This is a genomic window from Geobacillus sp. ZGt-1, assembly GCF_001026865.1.
Lineage (GTDB): Bacteria > Bacillota > Bacilli > Bacillales > Anoxybacillaceae > Geobacillus > Geobacillus thermoleovorans.
The window spans coordinates 1-1,138 of sequence record NZ_LDPD01000139.1; the positions used below are offsets into that span (position 1 = coordinate 1).

General features: G+C 35.5%; 1 protein-coding gene and 1 pseudogene. Both read right to left on the reverse strand.

Annotation, left to right across the window (positions count from 1 at the left end; all coding sequences use genetic code 11):
• Positions 1 to 510, reverse strand: a pseudogene (locus VU18_RS16130) (DNA-binding protein); the annotation flags it as partial.
• 15 nt (positions 511 to 525) lie between these two features.
• Positions 526 to 1,138, reverse strand: a 613-nt coding sequence (locus VU18_RS16135; RefSeq protein ID WP_047758531.1) for a TnsA endonuclease N-terminal domain-containing protein, incomplete at its 5' end; no start/stop codon positions are given.

The following is a 1,138-nucleotide window of genomic DNA, read 5'->3' on the forward strand; positions in this document are numbered from 1 at the left end:
ATAAAGTGATAATTTACACTTATCTGTGCAAGTCTTTTCCTTCCCTTTCCCGCCAGAATTTTGATAATCGGGCAACAAAGCGTTCTTCACTTTACCTCTTTGCCAATATTGAACCATGTACTTATAAAGTAACCGTTTGGTTTTGCCCGTCTTTTCCATCGCTATTCGAATGAGAGAACCCCTTGTTTCGCTTTCATATATTTCCGGCTCTTGTAAAACCATGTCTTTGATGCATTCCCAGCGTTCATCTCTCAACATTTTATTTTTTTCAGGAAGTTGTTCCTCATCTTGATAGATAAAACCATAAGGATCATTATCGATAAACGATAATAATTGTTCTGCATGTAATTGCTGCAAATCAGAGATTTTCCGCTTAATGGGTAGTGCTTTTTCTTTTTCAATATCGATGGTGTAACAGATTACATTACCTTCATCAATCCAAAGGATACGCTCCAATTGTTTCTTGCCGCTAGCTTCTTCAATACTGATGATGTCATTTATTACAAACATTTGATCCCTTCTTTCTTATATAAAGTCTAGTTTGAAAACATCTTCCACCCAAAGGTGCGTGTGAATCTTTTGATTAATATCTACACGTATTTCTCGGTGAGCAATTAAATACTTAAGGATTTCTAATCCCATTCCATTTTCTAATTGAAATGTGTTATCAAATTCTGTTACCACTTCTATAATCGAAGTATTATATTTCTTAATGAATGATTTCATTTGTTGAGCATAAGTATGAAGTGCTGATGTAGGCAAACCTTCTATACCAAAATAGGACGAATGTAACCATTCAACATTTTCAATCAGGTTCCTAGGCATTTCTTTTTCCGTGACAATTCCCCAATCAATCCCACGATCTTCCCAATAAGAACGTTCAATTTCTAATTTCTCAATGGTTCGTTGATTCTCCAGTTCTTTTGACGGTTTTATTGTTCGGGCATAATGTTTTGTGCCCGCTGAAGTGGTTACCGTGATAAGAAAATCAGTGGTCATGACAATTGGTATTTGGGATTTCGGATCTGTTGGATGTTTAATGCCTTTGTTTGTGGCAATAAACAATGTATCTTCGCGATTTAATGGAAATTGTTCTCGTATATCAACAACAGACCGATTCCATTCCAATACATAGAAA